Below are 15,546 nucleotides of genomic sequence, written 5' to 3'. Positions count from 1 at the left end.
GAGAAACAATCGTTTTTTCAATTGGCTTGAAGTAAAGAAAACGAGGGGGATCACCATGACTGAGGAAAATAAAGCAGCACAGCTGCCTGACAGAAGTGATGTAAAGGCAGAGCATACATGGAGACTAGAGGATATTTTTCCTAGTGATGAGGCCTGGAATAAAGAATTTCAAGCAGTTAAAGAATTAATTCCGAATTTATCTTCTTTTAAAGGCACGCTTGCTCATTCGGCTGATAATTTATACGCTGCGCTTACGGCACAGGATGAAGTGACGAACCGCCTTGGGAAACTTTATGCATACGCGCATATGCGCTCAGACCAGGATACGGGAAATTCTTTCTACCAAGGGCTGAACGATAAAGCCGCAAGCCTGTATTCTCAGGCTGCCAGCGCGACTGCTTACATTGAACCGGAAATTCTGGCGATTCAGGAGGACAAGCTGCACCAGTTTATTCTGGAAAAAGAGGAGCTTAAGCTTTACTCCCATGCAATTGAAGAAATTACAAAACAGCGTCCGCACGTGCTGAGCGAACAAGAAGAGGCCCTGCTTGCGGAAGCCTCAGAAGCGCTGTCGTCGCCTTCCAATACATTCAGCGTTTTAAATAACGCCGATATTACGTTTCCGTCGATTAAAGATGAAAACGGCAAGGAAACTCAAATCACACACGGCAACTTTATTAATTTCCTGGAAAGCAGCAATCGTGAAGTCCGTAAAAACGCATTTGAAGCCGTATATAAAACATACGGACAGTATAAAAACACGATGGCGACTACACTCAGCGGCACTGTGAAAAAAGATAATTTTTACGCCCGTGTGAAAAAGTTTAAATCAGCACGGGAAGCGGCTTTATCCAATAACAGCATCCCTGAAGAAGTTTACGATAACCTTATTAAAACGATCAATAAACATCTTCCGTTATTACACCGTTACATTGACCTGCGGAAAAAGGTTCTCGGCCTTGATGAAGTCCATATTTATGACCTTTACACACCGCTTGTAAAAGATTCGGGAATGAAGGTCACATATGAGGAAGCGAAAGATTATATGCTCAAAGGACTTGCTCCGCTGGGCGAGGAATACGCGTCTATTTTAAAAGAAGGACTTGAAAACCGCTGGGTCGATGTATACGAAAACAAAGGAAAACGCAGCGGTGCTTATTCGTCCGGTACATACGGCACGAATCCGTACATCTTGATGAACTGGCATGATAATGTCAATAATCTGTTTACGCTCGTTCACGAGTTCGGCCATTCCGTGCACAGCTACTATACGAGAAAATATCAGCCGTATCCGTACGGTAACTACAGCATTTTTGTCGCTGAAGTCGCTTCAACGACTAATGAAGCGCTGCTCGGTGAATATATGCTGAACAGCTTAAAGGATGAAAAACAGCGTCTGTACCTGCTCAACCACATGCTTGAAGGATTCAGAGGCACAGTGTTCAGACAGACGATGTTCGCTGAATTTGAGCATCTGATTCATACGAAAGCGCAGGAAGGCGAGCCGCTAACGCCTGAACTGCTGAACGAACTTTATTATGATCTGAATAAAAAGTATTTCGGTGACAACATGGTGATTGATAAAGAAATCAGTCTGGAATGGTCAAGAATTCCGCATTTCTATTACAATTATTATGTGTATCAATATGCGACAGGCTACAGTGCGGCCCAAGCGCTGAGCAGCCAGATCTTAAAAGAAGGCAAGCCTGCGGTGGAGCGCTATACCGAATTCTTAAAAGCGGGAAGCTCGGAATATCCGATCGACATACTGAAAAAAGCGGGAGTCGATATGACATCGCCTGAACCGATCGAGGCGGCCTGCAAAATGTTTGAAGAGAAACTGAACGAAATGGAAGAGCTTCTTTCGAAAGTGAACCCTTCGTAATTCAAAAAAGCCTGTGCATAAGTTGCGCAGGCTTTTTCTAAAACCCTTTAAACGTTTTTCTGTGATTCAGCCGGTACAAGGCAAACAATATGGACAGAAACAGCAGGGGAGATGTAATGTAAATCGGCAGCATGTGCATCATGGCCAGCAGATTTAAAAAGAAGAAAAACACAATCATTCCGATGATCAATACGGTGAGGAGCATTGATTTCCCTCCTTGTTTTTCATTGATATATTCTATGAAAACAAGCAGTCAGTTATGTTTTGTGACAAAAATATGAACATTAATCTTATGGCTTGTCAAAACTCGACAAGATTTGATATGATAAGGATGTGAAATTGATCACAAACAAACATTACCCCTTTGTTTGACCGTGAAAAATTTCTCCCATCCCCTTTGTTGTCGTTAAGACATATGAAACCGCGCTTATCCCGGCGCGGTTTCTTTATTTGCACAAAAAAAGCCGGCTCCGTAAGGAATCAGCTTTTTTTAATGATCACAACAGGTGACATCCTCCTGGGTGCCGGAAAGAGACTTCCAAAACAGACCGTGCTTTGCTTCCACTCTGGCGACCTTTTTCGCGAATGCCAGTTTTTTCATTTCTTTTTCAACTTCTTCTAGACTCAAATCATAAACGAGTGCGATTTCTTTCGATGCGACAAACCGGAAATATTCAATGAAACATTCCAAAGGCGGCGTTTCAGAAGGCTTCGGTTCATCCCCGAGCATTTCGAATAAGATCTCTTCGTACACGTCATAAGAATAGTTGCCGGGAACCTTCAGCCCTTCATCATCATGCAGGCTGTTAAAGAACGTCAATGTCGGGTTGACGGTGACATCCATTTCCGCCGCGATTTTCATATCGCACTGAAGCGCTTTTACCGCGCTTTGCGAATGGAGGTCGCGCTTGAATTCTTCAACATCTAATTTCGTCTTTTCGGCAATTTCTAAAAGAACGTCTTCATCCGTAATATTCTGCTTGGAAACAAACAGGCTTTCCTGCATGCTGCGGAGAAACAGAATGCCCGCTTTTCTTCCCTGCAGTTCGGCCGCTTTTAAAGCGAGTGCGGCAAGGTAGGGCGATGAAAGAGGCTGATCTTGCTCAAGCCAAAGGCTTCCGTCACAGGGCATCCCGGAACGGTTCGCAATTTTTTCCCAAGCTTCGGCAAGAAGGTGTTTTTTCCGCTTTTGCTTATTCAGCGATGTAATGCTCGCGGAAACAATGATCCGCAGCGTAAAAAAACGTCCGTATTTGATTTTTAATTTTTTTATGGCGGGCTCCAGCGACCAGCATTCAGGACATAAAGGGTCGACAAACATGTAAATTTCGAGCGGTTTTTTTGGATGTCCGTGGCAATGGGCGAAGTATTGCTCATGCTGATAATTCGTCAATATGATCGATCCTCCGCTTCTGCCTGGTTTACCATATGCCTGGCCGTTAGTTCCAGACGCCCGTACAGAAATTCACGAATATCGCCCTCCAGCCCGACATCATCCATCGCTTTGCTCATACAGCTTAGCCACGCATCAGCCCTCTCGTCCGTAATCGGAAAGGGGAGATGCCTTGCCCTGAGCATGGGGTGTCCGTGCTCTTCAGTATAAAGAGGAGGTCCGCCCAAATACTGGGTTAAAAATTGCTTTTGTTTTCTGGCCGTTTCAGTCAAATCACTTGGAAATATCGGCTTCAGCAAGGGATGAGACGAGACACGCTCATAAAAAGTATCAACAAGTTGCGATAGAAGTTCCTCTCCAATCGCTTCATATGGTGCGTTAAACGATTGTCCCATGTTGACTACTCCTTTATATGGCTAATAGGAATCATAATTCCCATTGCGAATTTATCTTTCAGTTTTACTATCTTCAGTTACTGTATATTTTAGCAATAACATTTTATTTCTACAAACAAAGTGCCTTTCTGTCAGGCGCTTGTATTTCATATCATATCACATCGCCTTCATTCATGTGTAAGATTTCACTCCGCAAAAAAACCAGAGGGCGAAGGAAGCCTCTCTGGTTTACGCGTAATACTGTTTGGTTATGTTTTTAACATATTGCTGTGTTTCCTTAAACGGCGGAATGCCTCCGTACCGATCTACGTTGCCGGGGCCTGCGTTGTAGGCGGCTAACGCCAGAGATACATTTCCGTCGTATTTCGTGAGCATCTGCTTTAAGTACTTTGTGCCGCCCTCAGCGTTCTGGACGGGATCAAGCGGGTTTGACACCCCGAGTGATTCTGCCGTGGAAGGCATGAGCTGCATCAGTCCCATTGCCCCCGCACCGCTGACCGCTTTCGGATTAAAGCCTGATTCCTGTTTAATAACCGCGCGGATCAGCTTTTCGTCCACTCCGTATTTTTCGGCCGCTTTCTGAATAGCGCTGTCTATTGAAAAGTTTCCGGTGCTGATATCAGATGCCGCATCCGGAGACTTTATGCCCGGGGAAGCGGTCTGTGAAGCAGCCGCGGAGCCGGATGAAACGGGAATTCTCGGTGAATATGAAGCGTGAGCGGTCCGCACACCGTTTAAAATTCCTGATTCCGGCTGCTGCCGGACGGCTGTGTCCGTATACTGGCTGAGAAGCGCGCTGAAATTGGCAAGCGGGCTTTCTGAAGATTGTCCGCCTGAAGCTGTGCTTGTATGAGAGATTGATTGCAGCGCCACTGATTGCAACTGGAGAAGGGCCGCCCAATTCGTTATATTCACTGTGTCATTCCACCTTTTTTTGTTTCTGTTCATAAAAACGCTGGATTTTATTTTTCGTGATCCGCTCTGGGATGCCGAATTGCTTGAGCAATTGTTCAAACGCCCGTTTTCCTTCATCCCAGTCAGCAGCTTCGAATTCCAATTCAAAGTCTTCTTTCTCTAAATATCGGCTGTGATCTAAAATGATTAAGCCTTTTTCTGATTCTTTTTCCGCGCGTGCGGTCGACAGCGTCCCGAAATAGCAAATGTGTTCTGAATTGATTCCGAGACCTTCCAGCTGACGTTTGACGGAGCCTTCCGGAATCTTGAAGACGTCAAGATCAGGTGCCGCAAGCTCTTGGTGGGTTTCCAGCAGACCGACCGCGGCAGGCTCTTTTAACGTCAGAACGAACGCGCCGTCTTTTTCTCGGATGCGGAGTGCTGATTTTTTTTGTTTCAGGGAAAAATCTTTCGTGTCGAAATAATGATTGACCTGCTGTTTAAAATCATGTTCTTTCATGCAGAGTGCTTCACTCAGCTTCAGAAATTCTGATTTTGTCAGCAGGTTTTTGAATTCAATTTCTATTTCTTGGGTCATGACAGTCTTCCTTTCAGGACGAAAAATTGTATAATTCCCATTATCTCTTTAGAGGTTACGTTTATCAATATCGACCTTGATATGATAAAATAAATGCTGTACTTTGTTAAAAAAGGAGAACATTATGCAAAAGAGAATTGAAATCCAAAATGCATCATTAACAGAAGACGCGCTCCGCTTGAAGTGCGGAGAGGACTTAAGCGGAGCGGAACGCAAAGCCTCAGGTCAAATGCTTGTTGATTCCGATCACTTTGCTTTTGTATACATACTTGAATCAGCTGACTCTTTTGAATATGTCATTATAAAAGAACATATCTGGCCGGATCTGAAAAAAGCCTTAGACCAAAGAAAACCGGCGGTCCTTGAGGCCGGCGGAAAAATGGTTGAACTTTCAGGGCTGCATGAAGAACTCGATTATCTTCTTGAAAATATTAAAGATAATGCAAACTACGGAGATATGGAAGAAAAAGTGAAAAGCGTATTTCTTTAGAACAGGTTCGGAATTGGGGGATGTACGATGGATGACAAACAATGGGAGCAATTTCTAGCGCCATACCGCCAGGCTGTTGAAGAATTAAAGGTGAAGCTGAAAGGCGTCAGAACCCTTTATGAGTATGAAGATGACCACTCACCGATTGAGTTTGTGACAGGCCGCGTGAAGCCGGTGGCGAGCATACTTGAAAAAGCGAGACGAAAAAGCATACCGCTTCATCAGATTGAAACGATGCAGGATATCGCGGGGCTGCGTATTATGTGCCAATTTGTCGATGATATCCAGATCGTCAAAAATATGCTGTTTGCCAGAAAAGATTTTACCGTTGTCGATAAGCGGGATTACATAGCAGAGCATAAGGAAAGCGGATATCGGTCTTACCACCTTGTCGTTTTATATCCTTTACAAACAACGTCCGGAGAAAAGCACGTTCTTGTGGAAATACAGATTCGGACGCTTGCCATGAACTTTTGGGCAACCATTGAGCATTCACTGAATTACAAATACAGCGGGAACATTCCCGAAAAAGTAAAGCTGAGGCTGCAGCGGGCCTCAGAAGCCGCATCACGGCTCGATGAAGAAATGTCAGAAATCCGCGGAGAAATCCAGGAAGCCCAAGCCGCGTTCTCGCGAAAGAAAAAAGCGGGAGACCACCAGTAGGAAAGGAGGGGAATGGCATGAAATTTGCCGTTTCTTCAAAAGGAGACGAGGTTTCAGATACACTGAAAAGCAAAATACAGGCGTATTTACTCGATTTTGATATGACCTTGGATGAAAAAGAGCCGGAAATCGTTATTTCCGTCGGCGGTGACGGAACGCTTCTTTACGCATTTCACAGGTACAGCGACCGTCTTGATAAAACGGCGTTTGTCGGAGTTCACACGGGGCATTTGGGTTTTTATGCCGATTGGGTTCCGCAGGAGATAGAAAAGCTCGTTCTGGCCATTGCCAAAACGCCGTATCATACCGTGGAGTATCCCCTTCTTGAGGTGATTGTCACTTATCATGATGAAGAGCGTGAGGAGCGGTATCTGGCTTTGAACGAATGTACGATCAAAAGCATAGAAGGCAGTCTCGTCGCTGACGTGGAAATTAAAGGCCAGCTGTTTGAAACGTTCAGGGGAGACGGTTTATGTCTGTCCACACCTTCCGGAAGCACGGCTTATAATAAGGCGTTAGGCGGCGCAATCATCCACCCTTCCATCAGGGCGATTCAGCTTGCGGAAATGGCATCCATCAACAACAGAGTGTTCAGGACTGTCGGCTCGCCGCTTTTGCTTCCCGATCATCATAACTGTGTCATCAAACCGAGAAACGACGTCGACTTTCAAGTCACAATTGATCATTTAACCTTGCTGCATAAGGATGTGAAGTCCATTCTATGCCGTGTGGCAAATGAAAAAGTCAGATTTGCAAGATTCCGTCCTTTTCCGTTTTGGAAAAGGGTGCAGGATTCCTTTATCGGAAAAGGCGAATAGAAAGAGGAAACGGATTGGACAACTTTTTTATCCAAAAGAACATGACTGCCCGGGAAGCTGGCATGACGGTAAAAGAATATACGGCGCAGCTCGGCATTTCAAAGCGGCTTCTCGCTGACATTAAATTCGGCGGGGGAGACCTGCTTGTGAACGGAGAGCATGTAACCGTCCGCACCGTGTTAACGGACGGAGATGTGCTTAAGATTGAATTTCCGAAGGAGCATGTGAGTGAAACGCTTTTGCCTGAGCCGGTTCCGCTTGATATTCTTTATGAAGATGACCATGTGCTTGTGGTCAATAAACAGCCGTATGTCTCCTCAATTCCATCAAGAGAACACCCGTCGGAAAGCATCGCTAACGGAGTGATCAGCCACTACCGAAAAAGCGGCGTACAATCAACGGTTCATCTTGTCACCCGCCTTGACAGGGATACATCGGGGGCGATGCTCATCGCCAAACATCGGCTTTCCCATTCTCTTTTGTCGGCAGCGCAGAAGAAGGGGCTTGTCAGCAGGCGGTATCTCGCTGTCGTACACGGGATCATGATGCAGAAGGAAGGAACGGTGGACGCGCCCATCGGAAGAAAACACGACAGTATTATTGAGCGGATGGTAACGCCGGAGGGACAACGAGCGGTGACGCATTTTCAAACGGAAAAATCGGGACATGCGTTTACGCTTGCAGCCCTGCGGCTGGAAACGGGGCGGACGCATCAAATCCGGGTGCACATGAGCTACCTCGGCCATCCTTTAGTCGGTGATACATTGTACGGCGGAAAAAATGAGGGAATTGCGCGGCAGGCTCTTCACAGTGAGCGGCTTTCATTCGTACACCCCATGACCGGAGAAACGCTCGTTTTTCACGCTCCGGTGCCTGACGATATGAAAACATTAATTGAACACATGTAAAGCCCGAACCGTTTACCGGTTTCGGGCTTTTTTTCATGCCTCCCTGCCGTGATCCTCGCGAAATCGTGAAGCATCATAGGGCATTGAGCTTTCCACAGAGACGGTTTCATGCTCCGGAAAGCGAAAGCCTGTCAGTTGATTGCCGAAGACGCATCCTGTATCAATGTTGATTGTACGGTTGACGATCCGGGGGCGTTTTACCGGGGTATGGCCGTAAACAATCCATGCCTTGCCTTCATAAGCGGCGGCCCAGTCTCTTCTGACGGGCCTGCCGTCGGGATACGTTTCACCCGTGATATCGCCGTACAGAACAAATTCTTTTACCTTACGCGAGTATTTACCGATATCGTCAGCTTTTATGCCGGCGTGGGCGACAATGAGATCGCCATTATGTAAAATGTCATAAAGCGGTGCTGACTCATATAATCGGATAAATTGTCTGGAGACTTCCGTTCTGTCGGCGGGAGACAGCTCTTTCAGTTCGGCTGCCGTCGTTTCCAGTCCGTGCATCACTTTTACGGGGTTTCCTTTTAAGTAACGATACAGTTTGTTGCAATGATTTCCCGGGACATAACGGACGGCTCCTTTTTCATATGCTTTTGCCACAAAACGCATCACTTCTACGGATTTTGGGCCTCTGTCCGTTAAATCCCCCGCAAAGACAAGCGTCCTGCCTTCAGAATGAACGGGCGTTCCGTCTTTGACTTCATATCCGAGCTTTTGCATTAACGCGATCATTTCGTCATAACATCCGTGTATATCGCTGATGATGTCATAAGCCATTCGTGTCAGCCTCCTTATTAACGGTTTTTTATTTTTATTTATTATGGGGCTAATTCCTATACCTAATTACGGTGTTTTTGCACAAATTAAAAAAAGAATTAAAGAAATAAAGCCTTATCACTTTTTTTTCGCGTTCAGCCTTGTTAGAATATGCGTTATGTTTTTAAAAAAAAGTAAGGTTTCGCCCGCTTTAAGCGGGCTTTTATAACCCTTGTTTTAAGGAGGTATTTACGAATGGAACACACATCAGTCGCATCTTTAGTCGTCGTTCTGATCGTCGCTTTTTTGACGCCGCTCCTTTTACATCGGTTTAAGCTCAGCATCCCCGTCGTCGTCGCGGAGATCATCATGGGGCTTATTATCGGAAAAAGCGGCCTGAATCTTGTCGTTCAGGGAGATACGTGGCTGGAGACGCTGTCTGTTCTCGGCTTTATCTTTTTAATGTTTTTAAGCGGCTTGGAAATTGATTTTTCTTCATTTGAGAAAGGGAAGAAAAAACAATTCCTTCCGAATGGCAAGGAAGCGCCCAACACGTTTTCTGCCGCACTGATTATCTTTTTCGGCATCTTTATTTTATCATTGCTGCTGTCCTATGCCTTTGTATTAGCTGGTTTTATACAAAACGCATTTTTAATGACGCTTATTATTTCGACGATATCACTCGGTGTGGTGGTCCCGACTTTAAAGGAAGAACGGATCATGAACTCCAATATCGGCCAGATCATCCTGCTTGTCGCCGTTATCGCGGACTTGGCTACGATGATTCTGCTCGCTTTCTTCTCTTCTCTTTACGGAGAAGACAGCGGAAATATGTGGCTTCTGTTGATTCTCTTTGCCGCGGGGGTCGTGCTGTATTTCTTCGGCAGGATCTTTAAACACCGTTCATTTGTGCAGTCGATGTCCAAAGGCACCGTGCAGATCGGGACGAGAGCCATTTTCACACTGATTATCGTGCTTGTCGCTTTATCGGAATCTCTCGGGGCGGAAAATATTCTCGGCGCGTTTTTGGCAGGCGTTCTGGTATCGCTTCTGTCTCCGAATAAAGAAATGGTGGAACAGCTGGATTCATTCGGCTACGGGTTTTTAATTCCGATCTTTTTCGTCATGGTCGGGGTGAAATTGGACATTTGGACGCTTTTCCAAGATCCGAAAACATTAACGATGATTCCGCTGCTTCTGCTTGCGCTGTTTATCAGCAAAATGTTCCCGGTGTTTTATTTAAAGAAATGGTATGACAAAAGAACCGTGTTTGCTTCGGGCTTTTTGCTGACGTCCACGCTGTCGCTTGTTATCGCGGCGGCTACGATCGGAGAAAGGCTCCACATTATCAGCGCCAATATGTCCGGCGCGCTGACTTTAGTTGCGGTTATTGCCAGCATCATCACGCCGATCGGCTTTAAGAAATTATACAAACGGCAAAGTGCGCCGCAGGAAAAAAAGCGCATTACATTTATCGGGGCCAACCAAATGACGCTTCCGGTTACGCTGGAATTGCCTGAAGAGGAATATGAAGTACGGGTCGTCCATGTGTATCAGGAAAATGCCGGGGAAACGCTTGCGGAATCCGTTTTTTCGGTTGACACGATTTCTGATTACGAGCCCGGCACGCTTGAGTCGCACGGTATTTTCAAAACGGATATTCTTGTCGTGGCGACGGGAAATGAAGATGTGAACGCCGAAATCGCCTTAATAGCGAAAGAGAAAGGGACTGAGCGTATCATCGCAAGCGTCGGCTCGGTTGAGCATGAAACAAAACTGAAAGAAGAGGGCATCAGTATTTTTTCTATCCTTCTGTCTACAAAGACGCTCTTGCGCGCATTAATTGAGGCGCCGGGCGTGATGAGCCTCCTGACGAATGAGGAGTCTTCGTTATATCAGATCAATCTGGAAAACCCGGCGTATAACGGCATCATTCTGCGGGAATTTCCGCTGATGGGCGATGTGATTTTCGTCCGGATATTCAGAGGTGTGGACAGCATCGTTCCGCACGGAGACACGCGGCTGAAAACAGGAGACCGTCTCATCGTCACGGGCTCGCGCAACTACGTGTCGGAACTGAGAAAAATTCTTGAAGCTTGACCAAATTGCAATTCGTGATAATATAGAAGGCATAACAAATAAATCATTAATCGTATGACCACTAGGGGTGTCCTTCATAAGGGCTGAGATAAAAGTGAGACTTTTAGACCCTCATAACTTGAACAGGTTCAGACCTGCGTAGGGAAGTGGAGCGGTATTTTTTTGGGGTTCCTTTTATCCATTTAAATTCCAAACCACTTTTCCGATGCGGGAAAGTGGTTTTTTTATTTTAACAGGGGGGAAGACATGATGACATTTTCTGAAGAATGCAGACTGGCGGCTGCCGAATGGTGGGACGGAAGTTTTGTTCATCCGTTTGTAACGGGAATCGGTGACGGAAGCCTGCCGATAGACCGTTTCAGCTATTACGTGCTGCAAGATTCCTACTATTTGACGCATTTTGCAAAAGTTCAGGCGTTCGGCGCCGCATATGCCGAAGACTTGTTTACGACGGGCAGGATGGCGGGCCACGCTCAAGGGACATATGAAGCGGAAATGGCGCTGCACCGCGAGTTTACGGAGCTTTTAGGGATTACGGAAGAAGAGCGTGCGGCATTTAAACCGGCACCGACCGCCTATTCTTATACGTCTCATATGTACAGATCGGTGATGAGCGGCAATTTTGGAGAAATATTAGCTGCGCTTCTGCCCTGTTATTGGCTTTATTATGAAGTCGGCGAACACTTAAAAGAGTGCAAACCGGAGCATCCGATTTATGAAAAATGGATCGGTACATACGGCGGAGACTGGTTCAGACAGCAAGTCGAAGAACAGATCAGCCGTTTTGACGAGATTGCTGAAAACAGCACAGAGGACATCCGCGCGAAAATGAAAGAGAATTTTGTGATTTCAAGCTATTATGAATATCAATTTTGGGGAATGGCCTATCAAAAAGAAAGCTGGTCCGAGAAGGGCGGAAAAGAGGTGGAATCTTTTGGAGCTGCACGCGGTAACTGATAATCGCAAACCCGTTGCCGAGCTGGCCGAGGATATTCTTTCGATTCAGCGCGAAGTAAGCTTTATACATATCCGTGAGCGGGATAAAACAGCGGGAGAAATCATGCAGCTTTTGTCCCTTTTGAAAAAGGGCGGTGCGGATAAGGACAAATTGATCATCAATGACAGGGCGGATATCGCGCTTTTTGCCAATATACACCGTGTTCAGCTTCCGTCCCGCAGCTTTTCCGTAAAGCAGGTGCGAAGCAGATTTCCCCATCTTCATATCGGACGTTCGGTTCATTCGCTGAAAGAAGCCATCCAAGCTGAAAAGGAAGATGCGGATTATGTGGTGTTCGGCCATGTATTTGAAACCGAATGTAAACAAGGACTTGAAGCAAGAGGCATCAGCCTGCTTTCAGAGATCAAACGCACGCTTTCCATCCCCGTCATCGCAATCGGCGGAATGACACTGCAGACGATCGGACACACAAAGCAGGCGAAACCGGACGGAATTGCCGTCATGTCAGGTATTTTCTCAGCTGAAAATCCTGAGGAGGCGGCAAAACGGTATGCACGCGCGGTAAGGGAGGCCGATTATGAAGAAGCACTATGATACGGCGGTGATCGGCGGCGGAATTATCGGGTGCGCCATTTCTTATGAGCTGGCGAAGACGCAGCAGAACGTTGTCTTGCTTGAAGCCGGAGAAGTCGGCCGAAAAACGACAAGCGCTGCCGCGGGAATGCTGGGCGCTCATGCGGAATGTGAAAACCGGGATGCGTTTTTTGATTTTGCCATGCACAGTCAAAGGCTGTATGAAGCGGCGGGGCAAGAGCTTGAGGAAGCTTGCGGCATTGACATCAGGCGCCATAACGGCGGAATGCTTAAACTGGCGTATACCGAAGAAGATATCGCCCGTCTACGGAAGATGGATGATCTGCCTTCCGTCACCTGGCTTTCAGCGAAAGATGCCCTTGAAAAAGAGCCTTACGCTTCAAAAGACATTCTCGGCGCAAGTTTTATAAAAGACGATATCCATGTCGAACCGTACTATGTCTGCAAAGCGTATGCAAAAGGGGCGCGGCGCTATGGCGCTGATATATATGAGCATACACAAGTCACCTCCGTAAAACGGGTGAACGGAGAATATTGCATCACAACGTCCGGCGGGGATGTTTATGCTGACAAAGTCGCAGTTGCAAGCGGGGTATGGAGCGGCCGGTTTTTCAGCCAGCTCGGCTTGGGACAGCCTTTTTTTCCTGTGAAAGGAGAATGCCTTTCCGTGTGGAATGACGATACCACGCTGACCAAAACCCTTTACCATGATCATTGTTATGTTGTCCCGAGAAAAAGCGGCCGGCTTGTCATCGGCGCCACGATGAAACAGGGTGACTGGAGCGATACGCCTGACATCGGAGGAATTGAGGCCGTCATTGCAAAAGCGAAAACCATGCTTCCCGCCATCGAACATATGAAAATAGACCGGTTTTGGGCGGGTCTCAGGCCGGGAACAAGAGACGGAAAGCCGTTTATCGGGCGGCATCCTGAAGACAGCGGCATCATCTTCGCCGCCGGCCATTTTCGGAACGGCATCCTGTTGGCGCCGGCAACGGCTGAAATGGTGCGGGATATAATCTTGGGGCAACAAGTCAAACAGGAATGGGAAGAAGCGTTTCGAATTGATCGCAAGGAGGCTGTTCATATATGATCCTTCAGCTGAACGGAAAACAAATTGATTGGAATCGAAATGAGGGGACGGTTCAGGATTTGCTTGAATCGTACCAGCTCGATCAAAGAATCGTAGTTGTGGAGAGAAATAAAGAAATTATTGAAAAAAAGAATTATGAAAATACAAGTTTGTGTGACCGCGATGTCATAGAAATTGTCCATTTTGTAGGAGGCGGATGAGGATGTTAACAATAGGCGGAAAACAGTTTCAGTCAAGATTGCTGTTAGGAACGGGAAAATATCCGAGTTTTGAGATTCAGAAAGAGGCGGTGGCTGTCTCGGAATCAGATATTTTAACCTTTGCGGTGCGGCGGATGAACATCTTTGAAGAGTCTCAGCCTAACTTTCTCGAACAGCTTGATTTGTCTAAATACACGCTTCTGCCGAATACGGCCGGCGCCGCAACGGCTGAAGAGGCGGTCCGAATCGCAAGGCTTGCCAAAGCTTCAGGGCTTTGTGACATGATAAAAGTAGAAGTCATCGGATGCAGCCGGTCACTTTTGCCTGATCCGGTTGAAACGCTGAAAGCATCAGAACAGCTGCTCGAAGAGGGATTTATCGTGCTTCCGTATACGTCTGACGATGTCGTGCTCGCAAGACGTCTTGAGGAGCTCGGAGTGCATGCCATTATGCCGGGCGCTTCGCCGATCGGTTCCGGTCAGGGAATTTTAAATCCGCTGAATCTATCCTTTATCATTGAACAGGCGAAGGTGCCGGTCATTGTCGATGCCGGCGTCGGATCTTCAAAAGACGCCGCCTACGCGATGGAGCTCGGGGCAGACGGTGTGCTGTTAAATACCGCTGTGTCAGGCGCTGATGATCCGGTCAAAATGGCCAGGGCGATGAAGCTTGCCGTAGAAGCGGGCCGCCTTTCTTATGAAGCCGGGAGAATTCCGGTGAAAGATTACGGAACTGCAAGCAGTCCGCGAGACGGTCTTCCGGTATGACGGACAGATATTCCAGACAGGAGCTGTTTCAGCCGATCGGTCCCTCCGGCCAAGAGAAGCTCCGGTCGTCTCACGCCGTGATTATCGGCGCGGGTGCGCTTGGGACGGCAAGTGCGGAGATGCTTGTCAGAGCAGGGATCGGGAAGGTAACGATCGCTGACAGAGATTATGTGGAGTGGAGTAATCTTCAGCGCCAGCAGCTTTATACTGAAGATGATGTCAGACAGGAAATGCCGAAAGCCGCGGCGGCTGAAAAACGGCTTCGATCTATAAATAGCGATGTAGAGGTCGAGGGATTTGTCATGGATGTCACTGCGGAAAACGCACCCGGATTGATTCGTGGCGCCTCCCTCATCGTGGATGCCGCCGACAACTTTGAAACGAGGCTGATTGTGAACGATGCGGCTGTACAGAAAGGAATTCCCTTTCTGTACGGCGCCTGTGTCGGCAGCTACGGGCTCTCTTTTACCGTCATTCCTGGTGTCACGCCGTGCCTTCACTGTCTGCTTGAAACATTGCCTTTAGGCGGTATGACATGCGATACGGCGGGAATCATCAGCCCGGCTGTATTGCAGACGGCCGTTTTTCAGGCAGCAGATGCGCTGAAGCTGTTAACGGGCGGATCTATCGAGCATGTTCTCCGTTCCTTTGATTTATGGAAAAATGAACGGTCAGAAATAAACGTCGCCCGTCTTAAGTCGGCTGATTGCCCAAGCTGCGGCACAAACGAATTTCCGTTTTTATCCTATGAAAATCAGACAAAAGCGGCGGTTCTGTGCGGGCGGAACACGGTGCAGATCAGAACGGGGATCTCCGAACAGGTTGATCTGCAAAAACTTGCGGGACAGCTCAGACGGACAGGGCTTGATGTTTCAGCCAACCCGTATTTAATTTCGTTTTGCACAGACAATTTCAAGATGGTACTGTTTCGTGACGGCAGAGCATTAATACACGGCACAAGTGATATCAGCAGAGCGAAATCCTTTTATCATAAATGGATCGGATAATGCGAAAGGAGAGAAAAACAT

The 15,546-nt window shown here is 47.1% G+C and carries 18 protein-coding genes and 1 riboswitch; of the genes, 12 read left to right on the top strand and 6 right to left on the bottom strand.

Annotated features, from left to right (window positions below; translation table 11 throughout):
• Positions 1-55: 55 nt before the first annotated feature.
• Complete coding sequence (gene pepF / locus ACWHAR_RS08610) at positions 56-1,885, top strand: oligoendopeptidase F (RefSeq protein ID WP_087920792.1); 1,830 nt, start codon at positions 56-58, stop codon at positions 1,883-1,885.
• Between the two features lie 37 nt (positions 1,886-1,922).
• Here the strand turns inward: pepF and ACWHAR_RS08605 are convergent, their stop codons facing one another.
• The 5 genes from ACWHAR_RS08605 to ACWHAR_RS08585 all read right to left on the bottom strand — a co-directional run bounded on the left by ACWHAR_RS08605 (position 1,923) and on the right by ACWHAR_RS08585 (position 5,165).
• Positions 1,923-2,090 carry a hypothetical protein gene (locus ACWHAR_RS08605; protein ID WP_032874462.1) on the bottom strand — a complete coding sequence of 56 codons (168 nt, stop codon included), beginning with the start codon at positions 2,088-2,090 and terminating at the stop codon, positions 1,923-1,925.
• Positions 2,091-2,375: 285 nt separating this feature from the next.
• Entirely contained in the window at positions 2,376-3,278 is a 903-nt protein-coding gene (spxH, locus tag ACWHAR_RS08600; protein ID WP_032874464.1) for a protease adaptor protein SpxH, read from the bottom strand.
• Positions 3,275-3,673, bottom strand: coding sequence for a globin domain-containing protein (locus tag ACWHAR_RS08595; RefSeq protein WP_032874466.1), 399 nt, complete (start codon positions 3,671-3,673; stop codon positions 3,275-3,277). Before ACWHAR_RS08595 ends, spxH begins: the two co-directional genes overlap by 4 nt.
• Positions 3,674-3,901: 228 nt before the next feature.
• Positions 3,902-4,588, bottom strand: a complete 687-nt coding sequence (locus ACWHAR_RS08590; RefSeq protein WP_032874468.1) for a lytic transglycosylase domain-containing protein — start codon at positions 4,586-4,588, stop codon at positions 3,902-3,904.
• A gap of 4 nt (positions 4,589-4,592) precedes the next feature.
• Positions 4,593-5,165: a CYTH domain-containing protein gene (locus tag ACWHAR_RS08585; RefSeq protein WP_032874470.1), complete on the bottom strand. Its 573-nt coding sequence runs from the start codon at positions 5,163-5,165 to the stop codon at positions 4,593-4,595.
• A gap of 124 nt (positions 5,166-5,289) precedes the next feature.
• Between ACWHAR_RS08585 and ACWHAR_RS08580 the strand changes: the two genes are divergently transcribed.
• The 4 genes from ACWHAR_RS08580 to ACWHAR_RS08565 are packed head-to-tail and all read left to right on the top strand — an operon-like array spanning position 5,290 to position 8,044.
• The gene (locus ACWHAR_RS08580; protein WP_032874472.1) at positions 5,290-5,655 is read left to right on the top strand and encodes a UPF0738 family protein; all 366 of its coding nucleotides are present in this window, start codon (positions 5,290-5,292) and stop codon (positions 5,653-5,655) included.
• A 27-nt stretch (positions 5,656-5,682) separates the two neighbouring features.
• Complete coding sequence (gene yjbM, locus ACWHAR_RS08575; protein ID WP_007610625.1) at positions 5,683-6,318, top strand: GTP diphosphokinase; 636 nt, start codon at positions 5,683-5,685, stop codon at positions 6,316-6,318.
• 17 nt (positions 6,319-6,335) lie between these two features.
• Positions 6,336-7,136 (top strand): NAD kinase, encoded by an 801-nt coding sequence (locus tag ACWHAR_RS08570; RefSeq protein ID WP_003155018.1) that lies wholly within the window; start codon positions 6,336-6,338, stop codon positions 7,134-7,136.
• 14 nt (positions 7,137-7,150) lie between these two features.
• A complete protein-coding gene (locus ACWHAR_RS08565; RefSeq protein ID WP_032874474.1) occupies positions 7,151-8,044 on the top strand; it encodes an RluA family pseudouridine synthase in 894 nt (297 codons plus the stop codon).
• A gap of 33 nt (positions 8,045-8,077) precedes the next feature.
• Here ACWHAR_RS08565 and prpE read toward each other — a convergent pair whose 3' ends face one another.
• Positions 8,078-8,827 carry a bis(5'-nucleosyl)-tetraphosphatase PrpE gene (gene prpE, locus ACWHAR_RS08560; RefSeq protein ID WP_007610630.1) on the bottom strand — a complete coding sequence of 250 codons (750 nt, stop codon included), beginning with the start codon at positions 8,825-8,827 and terminating at the stop codon, positions 8,078-8,080.
• Between the two features lie 234 nt (positions 8,828-9,061).
• Between prpE and ACWHAR_RS08555 the strand changes: the two genes are divergently transcribed.
• The 7 genes from ACWHAR_RS08555 to thiF all read left to right on the top strand — a co-directional run bounded on the left by ACWHAR_RS08555 (position 9,062) and on the right by thiF (position 15,525).
• Complete coding sequence (locus ACWHAR_RS08555) at positions 9,062-10,906, top strand: monovalent cation:proton antiporter family protein (protein WP_007610641.1); 1,845 nt, start codon at positions 9,062-9,064, stop codon at positions 10,904-10,906.
• A gap of 53 nt (positions 10,907-10,959) precedes the next feature.
• A riboswitch (TPP riboswitch) is annotated at positions 10,960-11,068 on the top strand.
• A gap of 87 nt (positions 11,069-11,155) precedes the next feature.
• Positions 11,156-11,863 (top strand): thiaminase II, encoded by a 708-nt coding sequence (gene tenA, locus ACWHAR_RS08550; RefSeq protein WP_032875194.1) that lies wholly within the window; start codon positions 11,156-11,158, stop codon positions 11,861-11,863.
• Positions 11,841-12,458, top strand: a complete 618-nt coding sequence (gene tenI, locus ACWHAR_RS08545; RefSeq protein WP_012117296.1) for a thiazole tautomerase TenI — start codon at positions 11,841-11,843, stop codon at positions 12,456-12,458. The genes tenA and tenI overlap by 23 nt, the downstream gene beginning before the upstream one ends.
• On the top strand, positions 12,442-13,551 hold the full coding sequence (gene thiO, locus ACWHAR_RS08540) for a glycine oxidase ThiO (protein ID WP_032874476.1): 1,110 nt from the start codon (positions 12,442-12,444) through the stop codon (positions 13,549-13,551). The genes tenI and thiO overlap by 17 nt, the downstream gene beginning before the upstream one ends.
• Positions 13,548-13,751, top strand: a complete 204-nt coding sequence (thiS, locus tag ACWHAR_RS08535; protein WP_007409096.1) for a sulfur carrier protein ThiS — start codon at positions 13,548-13,550, stop codon at positions 13,749-13,751. The genes thiO and thiS overlap by 4 nt, the downstream gene beginning before the upstream one ends.
• Entirely contained in the window at positions 13,748-14,518 is a 771-nt protein-coding gene (gene thiG / locus ACWHAR_RS08530) for a thiazole synthase (RefSeq protein WP_007610655.1), read from the top strand. Before thiS ends, thiG begins: the two co-directional genes overlap by 4 nt.
• Positions 14,515-15,525 carry a thiazole biosynthesis adenylyltransferase ThiF gene (gene thiF / locus ACWHAR_RS08525; RefSeq protein WP_032874478.1) on the top strand — a complete coding sequence of 337 codons (1,011 nt, stop codon included), beginning with the start codon at positions 14,515-14,517 and terminating at the stop codon, positions 15,523-15,525. Before thiG ends, thiF begins: the two co-directional genes overlap by 4 nt.
• Positions 15,526-15,546 lie beyond the last annotated feature (21 nt).

The sequence above is a fragment of the Bacillus sp. LR--39 genome (assembly GCF_053613335.1).
Note: the sequence above shows the minus strand (reverse complement) of the source record. Positions and strands in the feature narration are given on the sequence as shown.